Genomic DNA, 17,177 nt, shown 5'->3' with positions numbered 1-17,177 from the left:
CGAGTACATATACAACAGAATTATTTCAATTACATTCCAGAAGTGCTAGAAGGCACCTGACGGTGCCATACTTTCCTCGCGGAAACCAATAAAACTTATAGGGCGTCTTACGCCGAACACGCGCGAAAACATATGACGCCACGTCCATCGCAGGTCTCAGATCCCGCGTGAAGGAACTAGCGCAGCGCGCAAACGCCGGCGCATTGGCTTGAGCATCGCAATGGTTCCGGACTCCAGCGTGGCTTCTTCCCTGACGCTCCTTGAGCCGTGAGCTTTCTTAAGCAACACCCATTATCAGGGCGACGATGCAGCTGTCTACACAATGCGTATCGCGCAACACTCACACAGTTACTAAATAGTCCGAAATGAAAAAATCCGCCGTGGTCGCCATTTCGATTGCGTGCCTTGCATCTTCGAGTGCGTTTGCTCAGGGAAAAACCCGCAATGAAGTCTACCAGGCGTTGATCAAAGCACAGCAAAACGACCCAAGTGTTGTGACAGAACCGTATATCGGAATATCGATCCGATCTATGCATTGCAGGTCGCGCGTATGAAGCGGGAGTATCTCGCGCGGCAGAATGCATCCATCCCGGACAACGCGGCACATTGAACGGCAGTTCTTCCTTCGTTCAAAATCAACGTCCGACGTAAAAGGTGTTCGTCACACGAGTATCAATTCGTCAGCGCCCCGAAAGCGCGCCAGGTGTGACGGGTAAGCGAGGAAGGCGCTCCGGGAGAGGTGGTACTTCGCTGCCGAGTTGATTGTTGGTATTCTCACCCACTATGAACGACCTCAACACTTCCCGATTCGCTATTCGCCCACCGGCGGGCGCTGCGCCTGTCGGCGCCGTCCGCGGCCTCTCGCGCGCGGACGCCGTCTACCTTCAACTGCGCGACGATATCTTCGAACTGCGCCTGCTTCCCGGCGAACGGCTCACCGAGGGCACCGTCGCCGAACGCTTCAGCGTGTCGCGCACGCCCGCGCGTGAAGCGCTGCAGCGCCTGCAAAGCGACGGACTGATGCAAGGCTACGTACGTGGTGGCTGGGAAGTCGTGCCGATCGACTTCAAGCGCTTCGACGATCTCTACGAAATGCGCGAGCTGATCGAAACATTTGCGGTCCGCAAGCTTTGCGTGGCGCCGCTCGGCGAGGCGGTGCGCCGTCTGGTCGACGAACTTGGCGAGATCTGGAAAGTGCCCGCCGCCGCGCGCGAACGCGATGGCCGCAAGGTTGCAGAACTGGACGAGGCGTTTCACTATGCTCTCGTCGCGGCGACCGGCAACGATGAGCTAGCGGCGGCGCTAGAGCGCGTGACGGGCCGCATCCGCGTGGTGCGCTGGCTAGATCTCGTGCACGGCGATTGTCTCGACGAGACCTACCAGGAACATGGCGCGATTCTCGACGCCATCCGCACCGGCGACGCCGCCACGGCACTTGCATGCATCGAGCAGCATATTCGCGGCAGCCAGGCCGAAGTGCGCAAGCTCACACTGCACCGCCTTCAGAGCGCGCGCACTAAATAAGGTCACAGCGCCCCACCGCAGCACCTCGAACGCGTAGCCGTACCGCGTCACACTCAGATCGCAGCCCTCACCTTCCTCATTCCGCGTTTGCTGCAAGGCGCCGCCGCATAAGGCTCGCGCGTTGCACGTCCACATCCTGAAGAAATCTGGCACGATTCTAGCTGTTGTCGACAAGCACGTATACAAGCAACCCGCGCGCTTCAGCACCAAGGAAGCGCGCATACGCAGCGAGTCTGATGTTGTCGACAAACTTGAACCCTATTCGTGGCGTACGTGGCATGGCCGTTGCGCCCCACGCGCTCGCGTCGCAAAGCGCGCTAGCTGTGTTGCGCGAAGGCGGCAACGCCGTTGAGGCGATGATCTCCGCCGCCGCGACCATCGCAGTCGTCTATCCCCATATGAACAGCATCGGCGGCGATGGGTTCTGGCTGATTTCTACGCCGGGGCACACGCCAGTCGGCATCGAGGCATGCGGCGCGGCGGCCGCCGCGGCGTCGATCGAAGCCTATCGTGAGCGCGGCCTCGACGCGATTCCGTCTCGTGGCGCGCTGGCCGCTAACACGGTTGCAGGCACGGTCTCGGGATGGGAGCGCGCGCATCAATGGTCGTGTGAGCAGGGTGGCGGTCGTCTGCCGCTTGCGCGCCTGTTCGACGACGCCATCCACTATGCCCGCCACGGCATTCCAGTGACGCGCAGTCAGTCGCTGTGCACGTCGCAAAAGCGCGGCGAACTCGAACACGTGCCCGGATTCGCGCAGACCTTCCTCGACGTTGCCACGCACGAGACGCCGCCAACGGGCACGCTCTTCAAACAACCGCGTCTGGCGGCCACGCTCGAACAGCTCGCGCGCGCCGGCCTGCGCGACTTCTACGAAGGCGATCTCGCCGCCTCCATCGCAGCCGACCTGCAGGCACTCGGCAGTCCCGTCGCAGCCAGCGACCTCACCCGCCACGAAGCGCGCGTGCGCACGCCGCTCGCGCTCGCGCATTCCCTGGGCACGGTCTACAACATGCCGCCGCCGACTCAGGGTCTCGTCTCGCTGATGATCATTGGCCTGCTCGACCGGCTTCTCGAGCGTGGCATGGACCCGCTCGGCCCTGAATACGTGCACGCGTGCGTCGAGGCGACCAAGCTCGCGTTCGCCGTGCGCGACCGTCACATTACCGATCCCGACTACATGAACGTCGATCCGCAGGCGTTTCTCACGCCCGCCGCGCTCGACGAACTCGCCGCGCGCGTCACGCCCGGCGCCGCTGCGCCCTGGGGCAATGGCCTCGGCCCAGCCGACACGGTCTGGATGGGAGTGGTCGACGGCAACGGCCTCGCCGTGAGCTTTATCCAGAGCATCTATCACGAGTTCGGCAGCGGCGTGGTGCTACCGACCTCAGGCATCAACTGGCAAAACCGCGGCTGCAGTTTTTCGCTCGATGCACGTGCACGCAATCCGCTGATGCCGCTGCGTCGTCCGTTCCACACCCTCAATCCCGCGCTCGCCCGCTTCGACGACGGCCGCGTGATGGTCTACGGGAACATGGGCGGCGACGGTCAACCGCAATCGCAGAGCGCCGTGTTCTCACGCATCGCGCAGTTCGGCTGGAACCCACAGGCCGCCATCGACGCGCCGCGCTGGCTTCTCGGGCGCACGTGGGGCGCCGCCACCGACACGCTCAAGCTCGAAGCGCGCTTTGCCGCCGCGACATTCGACACGCTGCGTGCGTTCGGCCACGAAGTCGAAGCGCTGGGCGCTTATGACGAAGCAATGGGCCACGCGGGCGCGATCGTGCGTCACGCACATGGCGGCTTCGAAGGCGGCAGCGATCCGCGCAGCGATGGCGCCGTCGCGAGCTGGTAAATCGCGCCACATTAATTCGCATTCCTTGCTAATCCGTATGCGGTGCGGCGGTCCATCCGGCCGTCGCGGCGCGTGCGCGAGTACTTCACTCTGATCCGGAGAAAAGACGTATGAACACCCTCAACGCAGCCGCAGTGCTGCCGATGCGCGCGTCGGCGCGCCGCCGCTGGACGCAGCTTGCGCTCGGCCTCGTGTGCATGATGTCGATTTCGAGTCCGCAGTACGTCTGGACGCTGATGACCAAGCCGCTGATGACCAAGCTGGGCATAGCGCTGCCGGAGTTGCAGGTGACCTTCTCGATTCTGGTGCTGCTGCAGGCGTTCTGCTCACCGTTCCAGGGTGCGTTGATCGACCGCTTCGGCCCGCGCTTGCTGATCTCGATCGGAACGCTGCTGGCCGGCGCGAGCTGGATGTTGGCCGCGCACGCGGACAGCACGCTTGCGCTCTACCTCACATATGGCGGCGTGGGCGGGCTCGGTACGGGCATCGTCTACGTGGGCGTAGTCGGGCTGATGGTACGGTGGTTCCCGCATCGACGTGGGTTTGCGGCGGGGGTGGCGGCGGCGGGCTATGGCATGGGCGCAATCGTGACGACATTTCCCGTTTCGGCGTCGCTGGCCGCGCATGGCATCGACGACACGCTCGCGCTTTATGGGCTTATCTTCGCCGTGGTCGGCTTCGCCGCATCGCAAGGGCTGCGGGCGCCCACCGAACAATCGGCGAGCGAGCTGCAGGAGCACGCGCAGGAGGACACCGTGCGCGACTGGCGCCCCGCCCAGATGCTTCGTGCTCCGCTCTTCTGGCTGATGTTCGCGATGATGACGATGATGGCGACGTCGGGCCTGATGGTGACGTCGCAGATGGCGTCATTCGCCGCTGACTTTGGCGTGAGCAAGGTGCTCGTGTTCGGCCTGGCGGCGCTGCCCCTCGCGCTTACCATCGACCGCTTCACCAACGGGCTCACGCGACCGCTGTTCGGTTGGGTATCGGACCGATTCGGCCGCGAGCAGACGATGGGCTTCGCCTTTGCACTCGAAGGCATTGCGATGGCGTTGTGGCTGCTCACGCGGGACAACGCGACGTTGTTCGTGTTGCTGTCGGGCGTGGTGTTCTTCGGATGGGGCGAGATCTTCTCGCTGTTTCCGTCGACCTTGACCGACACCTTCGGTACGCGCTACGCGACGGCCAACTACGGCTGGCTGTACATCTCTTTCGGCATTGGCTCGATCTTCGGCGGCCCGCTTGCCGCGCTGCTCCACCAGCACACCGGCAGCTGGATTCCCGTGTTTTCAACCGCGATCGTGCTGGACATCGCCACGGCGCTGCTCGCAATGCTGGTTCTCAAGCCCGCGCGGGCGCGCTTTCTGAACGCGGCGCGGGCCGGCCAGGCGGGCCGGGCCATCATCTGACCCAACATCTGCATGGCTGCGCGGGCTTCGAGTGTGATGAATCAGAAGGCTGCCATATCACAGCTATAAGGCAGAAACGACGATTTGATCACCCGCGGAGTCCAAACGCCCCCTATCGATCGTTTGCTGCCCTACACGGCGACAGACCTCTCGAAGACAACAGGCCCTACGCAGGCTGCTCAATGTAGAGGAATTACCAGGGGAGGATCTGGCCGTGGCGATCGGTAAAGCGAAGACCCGGCTTGCCTGCGTTGCGCTCCACCATGTCAACCACCAGCGGGATGCTGTCCGAGATCTCGAGCTCCGCCTCAGGTCCACCCATCTCAGTGCGAACCCATCCCGGCGCCACAAGCAACAGAGCGCGCGTGTCCTCCTTATTGCGCGCAGCGAACGCCGCCATAAGCATGTTAAGCGCTGCCTTGCTGGAGCTGTATAGCTCCCAGAACCCGAGGCAATTGCCGATACTGCCGATTTCCGACGACATAACAGCGATCACACCGTTCTCAACCACAGAGTCATGGAATACCTCGATGATCCGCATGGGGCTCAGCGCGTTCGTCAGCATCATGTCGAGAAAGTCCTTCTCCTCAACCTCGACCGGCGTGAGCTCGTTCGCCTTACAGATCCCTGCGTTGACGAAGAGCACATCGAGCTTACGATCCTCAAGGCGAGAATGAAGTGCCTTGACAGATCTGAGGTCAACCACGTCGACCGTTTCGATTTCGAGCGTTTCCGGATAACGCTCCTGAAGCTGCTTCAGGCCGAAGGACTGACCGCGCGAAGTTGCGATCACCTGCCAACCTCTTCCACAGTATTCTTCAGCAAGGGCCAAACCCAGGCCTCGGGATGCGCCTACCACCAGGACTGTCTTCTTCGTAGTCATCTCAAACTCTCCTATCTACCGGTACGGCGACGTTGCTCTGACGTCATTGAATATGGCCTTCGAGTGCGTGCCGAACTCTCGTCGAGCTGGCTTGCGAATGATTTATGCAAGACAACAGGCCTCGCGCACGCAAAGTTCCCGACGCCCTGCCAATCATCCGGCGACGCGATCCCGGTCATGGAAGCGTTGCATCCAGTGAGGGAATGGCAATGGTGTCGCGGAGACTTCATCGAGGCGCGCGAGCTGTTCAGAGGTCAGGCGGAGATTCTGCGCATCGAGGTTGGCCGCGAGCTGCTCGGGTGTACGGGCTCCGACGATTACCGATGTGATCGGCGCACGCGCGAGTATCCATGCCAGCGTAACCTGAGCTGGGATCGCCGCCAGTTCGCCAGCGACTTCACGCAATACTGCGAGGATCGGCTCGGCCCTGGCTCTGTCAACCGGAGGAAAGTCGAGCTTCGTACGGCGCCCAGCACCTTCGCCGTTCTGAGCGTACTTGCCGCTCAGGTAGCCGCCTGCGAGCGGGCTCCAGACCAGAAGGCCCATTTTGTTTGTCGCTGCAACAGGCATGATTTCGTGCTCGATGTCACGGCTCGTCAGCGAGTAGTGCACCTGATTGCTTGCGACATGCACGCGATCGGTGCGGGACGTTATGGCGAAGGTTCGCTCAAGATCCGCCGCGCTAAAATTGCACACGCCGATGTGGCGGACCTTGCCCTGCGTAACGAGGTCATCCAGAACACGAAGCGTCTCGTCGAGTGGAACAAGCGCGTCGCGGTCATGCAACTGGAACAGGTCGATGTGATCGCGACCGATTCGCTTCAGGCTTGTTTCAACCGAGCGCATGATGTGCGAGCGGCCCAACCCCACTTCGTTGTGGCCGGGGCCCGTGCGCAGTCGGACCTTGGTCGCGACGAGCATTCGACTTTCGTCCAGCCCCAGTGCGTTTAGCACCTGTCCCACTACTTCTTCGGAACGGCCCTGCGAGTAGGCGTCTGCCGTGTCGATCATGTTGACGCCGCGCTCCACGGCCATCGCGACCAGCCGGGTGGCCTGATCGCTGTCCAGTCCGGCAATGTCGCCCCAAATTCCCGAGCCGGCGCCGAAGGTCATTGCGCCCAGGCTCAGCCTTGAGACGCGCAGGCCGGTTCTACCAAGCGTGCTGTATTCCATCGTGAATTCCTTGTGAAAATGGCAAGGTGATGCAATGGCCGGGCGACGCGCGGCTGCCCTCGTCGCCCAGGCGGCCCGGTCAGATCGGTCGCGACACCATCTCGCCCAGTACCGTCTCCAGTTCGACCTGGCCGCAGATGACTTCGTCGGGATGACTCTCGAAATCGATCCAACCTTGGTTGAATCCATCCAGCATCCGCATCCGTGGCAGCGGATGCTCCATGCCCTGCGAACGGAACAGCGCTTCCCAGGTCTGTCTGTCGACAATCTCGGCGCGTACGGGGCGCTCGAGCACGCGGGCAAAGGCCGACGCCAGGTCGTTGGGGCTCACGCGGCGCGGGCCCTCGAGTTCGACGATGCGCACGCCGCTCCATGTTTGCCGGAGCAGTTCGGCCGCAACGCGGCCTACGTCGGCGGTGGCGACCATCGGCACGGGGTGGTCGAGCGGCTGCAGGTAACTCGCGATAACACCTTCGTCACGCGCAGACGCGATATCCCATGCAGCGTTCTCCATGAACCAGCCAGGCCGCAGGAACGTCACCGGCATCGGCATGTCGCGCAGTGCCTGCTCCATCAGCGTGCGTTGAGTGAGCAGATTGCTTTCACTAGCCTGAGCGCCGATCGTTGACAGGCAAACCACTTTTTTGGGCCGCGCCTTCAGAAGTGCCGTGGATACGGCGTCGATCACCGCGCGCGCTTCGGGAAAGTCCGGCGCCGGATCGAACTCTGAAGGAGGCAGGATGAAAACGCCCGTTGCGCCATCGAACGCGGCGGCGAGCGACGAGGCGTCTTCCATGCGGGCCGCTGCGAGTTCGCAGCCGCGCTCCGCCCACGAAGCTGCCCGTGCGATGTCGCGCACGACCGCACGTACCGGCTCACCTGCCGCCAGAAGCCGGCGGGCCAGCGCGCCGCCGACCTTGCCGGTGATTCCCGTGATTGCATACATTGCTCATTCTCCATGTGTGGATAAGTAGGGCGATGCGGCGCCGATGTGCCGGCGGCCGATCGCTCAGCCGCGACGCAAACCGTCGTAAAACGCCCACTCGAACTGCCCGTAGAGATTGACGACCCGGGCATCGTAGAAGGGCAGCATCTGCGTAAAAAGCGATCCGGCCACGCGCTTGACCGGATCCACCCAGAAGTAAGTGTTCAGCAGCCCGGCCCAGCTCACGCTGCCCGCGCTGCGCCCGTGTGGTCCGGGCTGTGTATTGATGTCAAACGACAGCCCCCACTTGTGCGCGGCGCCCGGAAACTGATCGAAGCTGTTCGACCATGACGGTTGCGCCGTCTTCATTTCTGCGACCTGCAGGTCGCCGATGTGATTGCGGAACATCATTGCGACGGTGTCGGCGCGCAGAACGCGCTCGCCGCGATACGTGCCGCCGTTCAACAGCATCTGCAGGAACGCCATGTAGTCGCGCGGCGTGCTGAACAGTCCACCACCGCCCATGAAGAATTCGGGACGCTGGTTAATCTCGAACGGCTCGGGCACCAGAGAGCCGTCCGCCTGACGTCTGTGCAGGGTCGCGACGCGCTGCTTCTGCGCATTGCCGATGAGGAAGCCCGTGTTGCGCATGCCCAGCGGCTCGAAGATGTGCTCGCGGAAGTAGACCTCCAGCGACTGGTCGGTCACGGCCTCCACCAGCTTGCCCACCCAGTCCATGCCGATGCCGTACTCCCAGCGTTCGCCGGGCTCGAACTCTAGCGGCGCCGCGAATGCGCCGTTCATCGAGTAGCCGATGTCGGGCATCCCCGTCACCTTCTCGTACTGACTGAGCCTGTCGCTCCAGATGCTGTATGTAAAACCGGAGGTATGCGTCAGTAGATGACGCACCGTGATCGTATTGCGCGCAGGACGCAGCTTCGGCTGTCCTGACGTGTCGAACCCGTCGAGGATCTGGGGCGACTTTAGCTGCGGCAGTATCTCGCCCGCCGGCTGATCCAGCCGCAGCCTGCCCTGTTCGACGAGCTGCATGCACGCGGTTGCGGTAATCGCCTTTGTCATCGACAGAAGCCAGAAGATCGTGTCAGGGCTGATGGCCTCGCCGGTGCGGAGATTCGTCTGGCCACGCGCTCCCTCATATACGAGTCCGCGTTCCGTCGCACCCATAGCGACGACACTGGCTACCGTGCCGTCGTCGACCGCCCGTTGCAGGCATTGATCAATCGACGTGTAGGCAGGGTGATGGACCAGCGCTGCGTCTCCCGGCGCACGTCGCGGTGCTGCCTGCGCATTCCGGCTTGCGAACCCGCCAAGCGTCGCAACGGCCAGCACGCTCGACGCCCCCGTGAGGAGGCGACGACGATTCAGACGAACTGTCATTTTCCGTTCCTCTCCGAATGAATAGATCGTGGCATCACGGTGGCTTAGCGATGCGCGAACAACGCGTTCTGCGACCCATTCGCACCGACGCGACTCCCCGAAGTGGACCGACCATCTGTCGCTCCTCCCACGGCGTTGACGGCATACGGATCGGCACCGGCAACCGCGCGAATCCGCGCCTGGGCAGCCAGCAGGTCGTCCGGGTAATGCGGATTGTTTCGACCAGGTTGATAACCGGCACGCACCAGTTGCTCGAGTTCTTCGCGCACTTGCTCGCGCGTCACGCCGGACACGTCGGTCTGTGCGTGTGCCGCTACAGGCAGACTAATGGCGGCCGCGACGGCGACGATGAGAAGGCGGCTGTTCATGGCAATCTCCTTTCTTTGGGCGAGGCGAAATGTCTCGGTGAGGTGCATTCTGCGGAAACACCGGTCGAAACAAAATGGCATGGATGGCACTAGATAAGTGACGGCAAGTCACTAATGAGGCATGATGGCATCGGCATTGAGCATCGCTGACCGGTGCGGCGTTGCTCCGTTGGCTTCAGTTGATCGCCTGCGATCAATCAACCGTTTAACCCGCGCGACCATGAGATCCAGTAGTGAGAAACTGTCCGGCGGCATTAGCGTGTTTGCCGCCGTAGTCGATGCAGGCACATTTGCGGCTGCTTCCGAAGTGATAGGCATGTCGCCACCTGGCGTCAGTCGGGCGATCGCAAGGCTGGAAGAGAGGTTGAAGATCCGGCTCTTCAACCGAACGACGCGCTCCGTCTCCCTGACGGAAGAGGGCCGCCGTTTTTACGAGCAGGTCATGCCCCACCTCGCCGGGCTGGAGGAAGCAGCCGCTGCCGCGGCCGGTGGTGTGTCGGCTGTGCGCGGAAAGCTGAGAATCAATCTGGATCCCGTCTTCTACCGGACCATTCTCGGGCAACAGCTCGACGCGTTCATGGACGCGCACCCCGACCTCGAAATCGAGTTCATCGCGCGAGACAATCTTGGCGATCTCGTCATGGACGGCTTCGACCTCGCCGTGCGATTCGGCAAACCCAAAGCATCCACGCTGATCGCGCGAAAGCTGCTCGATAGCGGCGTTGTTACGGTCGCTGCACCATCGTACGTCGCTCGTTGGGGACGCCCGGAAAAACCGGCAGACCTTGAAAGCCGACACCACCGATGCCTGGAATTTCGTAACCCGGAGACGGGCAAGCCATTCCCTTGGGAATTCCATCGCAAGCGCAAACGCATTGCGGTTGACACCCAGGGGCGCCTCACGGTCAACGATCCCGGCGCGCTGCTCAACGCATGCCTCGCCGGTTCCGGAATTGCGCAGATGCTTCTTCTCGGGGCCGAGCATCTGATTGCTGAAGGCCGATTGATCAATCTCTTTCCCGATTGGGCGGACGAGCGGTATCCGTTGTACGCCTACTACCCATCACGGCATCACGTGCCGGCAAAGACGAGAGCTTTTCTCGACTTCGTTGTCGAGTTGACGAGCAATAACTAGTGCGTTGGCGCGAGCTGGTGCTGCGGCGAACTGGTGAGGCGACATCAATCGACCGGCTAACCTTCGTTAGCGGTCTTTCATGATCAGACCACGAACGTCAACTTCTTGCCGATAGCGCCGGTACGGACAACATGTGGCTGTGAGGACGTTGAAATTATCAATGGCAGCTTTCCGGCCGTTTCTGTGAACGCATACTGCCGGCCATCTTCAGCCGCCCGCCATGGCGTTCGTGCTGCCATTCGGCGTTTCGCGCAACGTTTGTCGACATTGTTCGCGCTGACACGCTGAAAGGTCCCGCGCAAACAATGCGCTGCGCTCCTGATGCTTTCAGGTGTCAGCGTTAAAGGAATTTTCAGAACACTTTACTTTTCTCCCGCGCACCTGCCAGCCAGAATCGATGACGTCGATATCCGGTATTCGGTCAGACGCATCACGAGGGACATCGCGTTCATCGGGTCCCACAGGCAGCGTGATTAGCGCGAGAAGTTCCGCGTGGCGGAAGCAATCCCAGAAAGCCGTGATGGCCCCACCGGAACCGTGTCTGGCGCATGCGCGAATTTTTGTTTATCATTCGATCAACACACGTGAATTTCATGTGATGCGATTCGACGCGGAGAGCGCGCGACCCCAGAAACACGTGCGTGCGTTGCGAAGCGAGCAACGGTCGATTGCGACGCGAGTACATTCCGCGGCCTGAGAACGACGGCTAAGCTTGGCACATTCCGCAGTGGCTATATTCGTTAAGGAACCGTCATGTGTACCCTCTCGAGAGCGCCTCAAGACAAGCAACACGCAACAAGGCTCACACGAGGGCTCATCACACTGTTCGCATTCAGTTGTGGCGCGATCGTCGCCAATCTGTATTACGCGCAGCCGATCACCGAATTGATCGGTCCGTCGCTCCAGATGTCTTCGGGGTCGGCGAGCCTCATCGTTTCGCTCACGCAGATCAACGCGCTCTACATGACGAGCATCTTCGTCGGCGGCGGGATCGGCTCGGCACTGGCGAGCGCGCTGTACGAGCGTGGCGGCTGGACACTCGTCGCCAGTGTCGCACTCGCTTTCCCGCTCATCGCCTTCATTCATTTTCTGCTGGTCGGCCGTATGCCCAGACCTTCGAATACCTGAGCGCCAAGCCGACCGGCTTCACATATCCCCCGACCGTCCCACTCGTTTCAGGATTCAGACCATGTCTTCTTTGCTCAGCCCCCTCGAACTATCCGGCCTGCCGCTCGCGAACCGGGTGGTGATGGCCCCGATGACCCGCTCTCGCGCGCCGCAGCGCGGTGAGGCAACCGCCTTGATGGCGACGTACTACGCGCAAAGGGCGTCCGCCGGCCTCATCATCAGCGAAGCAACGAATGTGAGCCCGCTATCCGCCGCGTTCGATCTCACGCCCGGCGTCGTCACCGACAACCAGGTCGCCGCCTGGCGCCCCGTCACCGATGCCGTGCACGCGCGGCAAGGGCGGATCTTCGCCCAGCTCTGGCACGGCGGCCGCGTGAGTTCGATGGCCCTTCTCGGCGGACAGCAACCACTTTCGCCTTCCGGCGTGAACGACGATCTCGAACAGCTTCAGGTCTGGGCTCAACTGCAAAACGGCTACTACACCAAAATTCACGCGACGCCTTCGCGCGCCATGACGCCCGCCGAAATCCGGCATACGGTGCACGAGTACCGCACGGCCGCGGCCAACGCGCTCGCCGCCGGCTTCGACGGCGTCGAAATTCACGCTGCGAACGGCTACCTCCCGCATCAGTTTCTTTCCTCGACGACTAACACACGCGACGACGAATACGGTGGCACGATCGCCAATCGCACGCGCTTTCTGGCGGAGATCGTCCAGGCAATCGGCGAAGTCGTGCCGGTCGGGCGCATCGGGGTACGCGTCTCGCCCTACGCACACTACAACAATGTGCGCGACAGCGATCCCGACGCTACCTACGACTACGTCGCGCGGATGCTCGACGAAGCGGGTATCGCCTACCTGCATGCTGCCGATACAAACGGCTGGAGCGGCAAACCCGATCTCGCACGCATCATCGGGCTACTGCGCAAGCCCTTCAAGGGCACGCTGATGCTGAACGGCGGCATTACGCCTGCAGCCGCCGACACGCTCATCGCATCCGGCGATGCCGATCTCATCGCCTTTGCGCGGGCCTATATCGCGAACCCCGATCTCGTTGAACGCATCGCGGCGAACGCACCGCTTGCGTTGCCGCAAGACATCGGCTGGTACGGTGGCGAACGCAGCGGCTACACCGACTACGAACGCCACGACAACGCAACGTCGGTGTCGAGCGGCCCGCAGGCACGCTCTTGAAACAGGGAGCGGCGATGAATCGCAGACGAATCTGGATCGGCGCGGCGGCGATCGCCGTGCTCAGCCTCGCGATCGCAACGGCCATCATGTATCGGCCCGCGATCGCCCCGATCGCGCCGCCCGTCCCTGATAGCTTCGATGCGCAACTCCGGCGCGAAGGCGCGCGCGTGGTCGCGCTCGGCGATTGCGTTGTGTGCCACACGGCGAAAGACGGCCGCCCATTCGCGGGCGGACTGCCGCTCGCAACGCCGTTCGGCACGATCTACGCGACCAACATCACGCCCGACCCGCAGACGGGCATCGGCAACTGGTCCGAGGCCGCCTTTGCGCGGGCATTGCGGCATGGCGTTTCGCGTGACGGCCACATCCTCTATCCCGCGTTTCCCTATGTGCACTTCACGCGCATATCCGACCACGACATCGCTGCGGCCTACGCGTATCTGATGAGCCGCGAGCCTGTGCGGGCGAGCACGCCCGCCAACCGTCTGATCTTCCCGCTCAATTTCCGGCCACTGGTGGCCTTCTGGAACGTACTGTTCCTGCATCCGGGGCCGCGTGACGCAGACGCCTCGCAGGATGCGCAATGGAATCGTGGCAAGCTGCTCGTCGATGGTCTCGGCCACTGCGCGTCGTGCCATTCTCCGTTGAATGTGATCGGCGGCGAAAAAGCGGGCCATGCCTTCGACGGCGGTATCGTCGACGGCTGGGAAGCGCCGCCACTCAACACGCTCGATGGCGCGGCAAAGGCGTGGACAAGGGAACAGCTGGTCACCTATCTGCGCACGGGACGCGCTTCCGAACACGGCGCCGCTGCGGGCCCGATGCTGCCCGTCACGCGCGACCTCGCGACAGTGCCGGCCGAAGACGTCGAGGCCATTGCGCACTACATCCTGTCGCTCCAGAAAGGCACGCCGCCCGCCGTTCAAGCCGTCGCAACACCTGCGGCCACGCGCGCCGAACAGCGCGGCGCCGTGCTCTTCAATGCCTCGTGCGCGCAATGCCACGGCACGGGCTCGCCGATGCAGACGATCGGCGAGCGTCCCACCCTCGCGTTCAGCACGGCAATCAATGCCGCCACGCCGCGTAACGCGGTGCAGATGATCCTCAACGGTATCGACTGGCACGGCGAAAACGCGATGAACTATATGCCCGCGTTCTCGGGAATATACGACGACCGTCAGGTCGCGGATCTCGTCGCCTATATACGGGGCGCGTATTCGACAAAGCCAGCGTGGTCCGACGCCCAACCGCTGGTCGCAAAGCTGAGAAAGGAGGACAGCGCGCAATGATTTCACTCAACGTAAACGGCGTACAGCACTCGCTCGACATCGATCCCTCCACGCCGCTGCTTTACGCACTGCGCAACGATCTTCAGCTACACGGCGCAAAGTTCGGCTGCGGCATGGGGCAGTGCGGCGCCTGCACCGTCATTGTCGACGGCAAGGCTACGTTCTCCTGCATCGTTCCCGTCAGCGCGATCGGCACACGGCCCGTGCGCACACTCGAAAGCCTCGGCACGGCGGCGCATCCGGGCGCGTTGCAGAGCGCGTTCATCAAGCATCAGGCTGCGCAGTGCGGCTATTGCATCGCCGGCATGATCATGCGCGCGCAGGCGCTGCTGGATCGCAACCCGCATCCCACCGAGCAGGAACTGCGCGGGCACATGGAGCCGAACCTGTGCCGCTGCGGCACGCATATGCGCATTCTTGCCGCCATCCGCGAAGTCGCGGGCTTGCCCGCACCGCAAGTGGGCGTACAAGCGGCCGAACACGTCACCCATGCGAAGGCCGCATCATGAGCGAGCATGATTTCATCGACGAGGGCCGCCGGCGCTTCATGATTTCGGGGGCGCTCTTCGTCGCGTTCAGCATGGTCAAGACCACGGATGCGCTCGCCCAGGAAGTCATCGCCGACGAAGGTGCAGCCGTGCACGTGGCGAAGGAAACCCAGGCGCTCGCAGGCAGCCTCAAGACCAATCCGTTTCTCGACGCGTGGATCAAGATCACGCCCGCAGGCAAGGTCACTGTTTTCACGGGCAAGGTCGAACTTGGCACGGGTGTGCGCACGGCGCTGCTTCAGGTCGCGGCAGAAGAGCTGAACATGGCGCCATCGCTCATCACGTTTCTTACCGCGGACACGGGCGCTTCGCCCGACGAGGGACTCACGGCGGGCAGCCACACCATCGCCGATAGCGGGAGCGCGCTGCTCAACGCGGCGGCGCAGGTGCGCGGACTGCTCGTCGACGCGGCCGCGAAGCATTTCGGCGTCGATGCAGGCACGCTCACTGCGAATGATGCCGTCATCCGCGCGACGGACGGCCGCAGGATGAGCTACGGCGATGCCGTCGGCCTCGTGGATCTCCATCGCAACGCGACGCACACCTCGCCGCTCAAGGACCCGAAGACCTACCGGCTGATCGGCACGACGCTGCCAAGGCTCGACATACCGTCGAAAGTCACGGGCGGCGTGAGCTATGTGCAGGACATGCAGTTGCCGGGCATGCTCCACGCGCGCGTCGTCATGCCGCCGGTGTACGACGCGAAGCTCATTTCGTTCGACGAAGCCGCCGTCATGCAGATGCCAGGCGTCGTCAAGATCGTGCGCAACGGCAGCATGCTGGCCGTGGTGGCGCGCGGCGAATGGCAGGCTGTCGTTGCGCAACGGGCGCTGGAGGCCAGCAGCAAGTGGACGCCGGGCCGCACTCTTCCCGACCCCGCGACGGTGCATCGCGATCTCAAGCGGATCGCCACCCAGCAGATCAAGGTCGCGGACCAACACGCGCCTGTCGCCCCCGCTGTGAAGACGCTCAACGCCCGGTATATCAAACGCTATCTGCTGCACGGTTCGATCGGGCCGTCGTGCTCGGTTGCGCAATTCGACGGCACGGTGCTCACCGTCTGGACCCATTCGCAAGGGGTCTATCCACTGCGCGACGGCCTCGCTGAAATGCTGTCGATGCAAAAGGAAAACATCCGCTGCATTCATACGGAAGGTTCCGGCTGCTATGGCCATAACGGCGCGGACGATGTCGCCGCCCATGCCGCATTGATTGCCGTCGCCATGCCGGGGCATCCCATCCGCGTGCAGTGGATGCGCGAGCAGGAAAACGTCTGGGATCACTTCACGCCCGCGATGGTGACGGAGTTGAAGGCGTCGCTCGACGCGACCGGCCAGATCGTCGATTGGCAATACGCGCTCTGGAGCAGTTCGCACAACGAGCGCATCGTCAACGCGGGGCGCCTGCTGCCCGCGCGGATGCTCGAAAAGCCCTTCGTCTCCGCGCCCTCCGTGCCAATGCTCCAGCCCGAAGGTGGCGGGGACCGCAACGGCATTCCCCTTTACGTGCTGCCGAACATCCAGGTGATGAACAATTTCTCGCCGACGATGCCCTTGCAGACTTCGGCGATGCGCTCGCTCGGCGCGCACACCAACGTGTTTTCCATCGAGAGCGCGATGGACGAACTGGCGCACATGGCCGGTATCGATCCTGTCGCCTTCCGGCTGCGCCACCTTCAGAATCCGCGCGCGAAGGATGTGATCCAGCTTGCGGCAAAGCAGTTCGGTTGGCCGCGCGGACCCCGCGCCCGCAATCGCGGCGTGGGCTTTGCGTTCGCGCAATACAAGAACCTGATGGCCTATGTAGCCATTGCCGTCGAAGTCTCGGTCGAGCCGGAAACCGGCCACGTCACGCTCGAGCACGCGGAGGCCGCAGTCGATTCGGGGCAGATTGTGAATCCCGACGGCGTGCGCAACCAGATCGAAGGCGGCATCGTTCAGTGCGCCAGCTGGACCTTGCACGAAGAACTGCGCTACGACACCAGCCGCATCCGCAGTTTCGACTGGGGAACGTACCCGATTCTGCGCTTCTCGTCCGTGCCCAGGCGCATCAACGTTCATCTGATCGACCGGCCGGGCGCGCCGTTTCTCGGTGCGGCGGAGGCATCGATGGGCCCGGCGGCGGGCGCACTGGCCAACGCGATTTTCGACGCAACGGGTCAACGCATGCGCGAAATGCCGATTGCGGGCGACGTGTTGAGGAAACTCATCGACGTGTGACCGGCTCACTTCGTAGGCTTTTGCTCGCCGCCGCGCGGGGTCTCGACCCGCGCGGCGGCTCACGCAATGCAAGTCCGCCGCTAGCCACCCGGGGACAATCTTTGTATGATCGCTGCACCCATCGTGTAGT

At 62.8% G+C, this 17,177-nt stretch carries 13 protein-coding genes and 1 pseudogene; 9 read left to right on the top strand and 5 right to left on the bottom strand.

What is annotated here, in order from left to right; genetic code table 11:
• Positions 1-783 precede the first annotated feature (783 nt).
• The 3 genes from C2L64_RS08250 (at position 784) to oxlT (ending at position 4,786) form a co-directional block, all read left to right on the top strand.
• Positions 784-1,524 carry a GntR family transcriptional regulator gene (locus tag C2L64_RS08250; RefSeq protein WP_086910045.1) on the top strand — a complete coding sequence of 247 codons (741 nt, stop codon included), beginning with the start codon at positions 784-786 and terminating at the stop codon, positions 1,522-1,524.
• A 278-nt stretch (positions 1,525-1,802) separates the two neighbouring features.
• The gene (locus tag C2L64_RS08245; protein WP_090837530.1) at positions 1,803-3,377 is read left to right on the top strand and encodes a gamma-glutamyltransferase family protein; all 1,575 of its coding nucleotides are present in this window, start codon (positions 1,803-1,805) and stop codon (positions 3,375-3,377) included.
• A 110-nt stretch (positions 3,378-3,487) separates the two neighbouring features.
• Positions 3,488-4,786, top strand: a complete 1,299-nt coding sequence (gene oxlT / locus C2L64_RS08240; protein WP_090837528.1) for an oxalate/formate MFS antiporter — start codon at positions 3,488-3,490, stop codon at positions 4,784-4,786.
• A gap of 193 nt (positions 4,787-4,979) precedes the next feature.
• Here oxlT and C2L64_RS08235 read toward each other — a convergent pair whose 3' ends face one another.
• The 5 genes from C2L64_RS08235 to C2L64_RS08215 form a co-directional block, all read right to left on the bottom strand.
• On the bottom strand, positions 4,980-5,669 hold the full coding sequence (locus C2L64_RS08235; protein WP_086919025.1) for an SDR family NAD(P)-dependent oxidoreductase: 690 nt from the start codon (positions 5,667-5,669) through the stop codon (positions 4,980-4,982).
• A gap of 153 nt (positions 5,670-5,822) precedes the next feature.
• Positions 5,823-6,842 (bottom strand): aldo/keto reductase, encoded by a 1,020-nt coding sequence (locus C2L64_RS08230; RefSeq protein WP_090837525.1) that lies wholly within the window; start codon positions 6,840-6,842, stop codon positions 5,823-5,825.
• A gap of 79 nt (positions 6,843-6,921) precedes the next feature.
• Entirely contained in the window at positions 6,922-7,788 is an 867-nt protein-coding gene (locus C2L64_RS08225) for an NmrA family NAD(P)-binding protein (protein WP_079499604.1), read from the bottom strand.
• 63 nt (positions 7,789-7,851) lie between these two features.
• The gene (locus C2L64_RS08220) at positions 7,852-9,165 is read right to left on the bottom strand and encodes a serine hydrolase domain-containing protein (RefSeq protein WP_090837523.1); all 1,314 of its coding nucleotides are present in this window, start codon (positions 9,163-9,165) and stop codon (positions 7,852-7,854) included.
• Positions 9,166-9,209: 44 nt separating this feature from the next.
• On the bottom strand, positions 9,210-9,533 hold the full coding sequence (locus C2L64_RS08215) for a DUF4148 domain-containing protein (RefSeq protein ID WP_086910038.1): 324 nt from the start codon (positions 9,531-9,533) through the stop codon (positions 9,210-9,212).
• A 220-nt stretch (positions 9,534-9,753) separates the two neighbouring features.
• Between C2L64_RS08215 and C2L64_RS08210 the strand changes: the two genes are divergently transcribed.
• From C2L64_RS08210 to C2L64_RS08185, 6 genes and pseudogenes are all read left to right on the top strand, one after another.
• The gene (locus tag C2L64_RS08210; protein ID WP_090837521.1) at positions 9,754-10,668 is read left to right on the top strand and encodes a LysR family transcriptional regulator; all 915 of its coding nucleotides are present in this window, start codon (positions 9,754-9,756) and stop codon (positions 10,666-10,668) included.
• Positions 10,669-11,421: 753 nt separating this feature from the next.
• A pseudogene (locus C2L64_RS56060) lies at positions 11,422-11,673 on the top strand (MFS transporter); the annotation flags it as partial.
• Between the two features lie 184 nt (positions 11,674-11,857).
• Entirely contained in the window at positions 11,858-12,991 is a 1,134-nt protein-coding gene (locus tag C2L64_RS08200) for an alkene reductase (protein WP_079485531.1), read from the top strand.
• A 14-nt stretch (positions 12,992-13,005) separates the two neighbouring features.
• The gene (locus C2L64_RS08195; protein ID WP_090837519.1) at positions 13,006-14,280 is read left to right on the top strand and encodes a c-type cytochrome; all 1,275 of its coding nucleotides are present in this window, start codon (positions 13,006-13,008) and stop codon (positions 14,278-14,280) included.
• A complete protein-coding gene (locus tag C2L64_RS08190; protein WP_079485525.1) occupies positions 14,277-14,789 on the top strand; it encodes a (2Fe-2S)-binding protein in 513 nt (170 codons plus the stop codon). The genes C2L64_RS08195 and C2L64_RS08190 overlap by 4 nt, the downstream gene beginning before the upstream one ends.
• Entirely contained in the window at positions 14,786-17,047 is a 2,262-nt protein-coding gene (locus C2L64_RS08185; protein WP_090837517.1) for a xanthine dehydrogenase family protein molybdopterin-binding subunit, read from the top strand. The genes C2L64_RS08190 and C2L64_RS08185 overlap by 4 nt, the downstream gene beginning before the upstream one ends.
• Positions 17,048-17,177 lie beyond the last annotated feature (130 nt).

The organism is Paraburkholderia hospita, assembly GCF_002902965.1.
In the GTDB taxonomy this organism is placed as follows: domain Bacteria; phylum Pseudomonadota; class Gammaproteobacteria; order Burkholderiales; family Burkholderiaceae; genus Paraburkholderia; species Paraburkholderia hospita.
The sequence above is the reverse complement of the archived record's forward strand: the minus strand, read 5'-3'. Positions and strand labels throughout refer to the sequence as shown.